The sequence below is a fragment of the Streptomyces katrae genome, assembly GCF_000717655.1.
Taxonomy (GTDB): Bacteria; Actinomycetota; Actinomycetes; order Streptomycetales; family Streptomycetaceae; genus Streptomyces; species Streptomyces katrae_B.
In genome coordinates this window covers 1-241 of the sequence record NZ_JNZY01000134.1, presented here as the reverse complement: position 1 = coordinate 241, position 241 = coordinate 1, and the positions used below count along the sequence as shown (strand labels likewise).

General features: G+C 54.4%; 1 rRNA gene. It reads right to left on the bottom strand.

Annotated elements, in window-relative coordinates:
* Positions 1–97, bottom strand: a 5S ribosomal RNA gene (rrf, locus tag IF09_RS42305); the annotation flags it as partial.
* Positions 98–241 lie beyond the last annotated feature (144 nt).

The following is a 241-nucleotide window of genomic DNA, read 5'->3' as shown; positions in this document are numbered from 1 at the left end:
CCCACAGGGTCCCCCCTGCAGTACCATCGGCGCTGAAAGGCTTAGCTTCCGGGTTCGGAATGTAACCGGGCGTTTCCCTAACGCTATGACCACCGAAACACTATGAAATTTGAACGCTGGCATGAACACAGCTGTTCGTTATTTCAGAACTAACACAGTGGACGCGAGCAACTGAGGACAAGCCCTCGGCCTATTAGTACCAGTCAGCTCCACCCGTTACCGGGCTTCCACATCTGGCCTA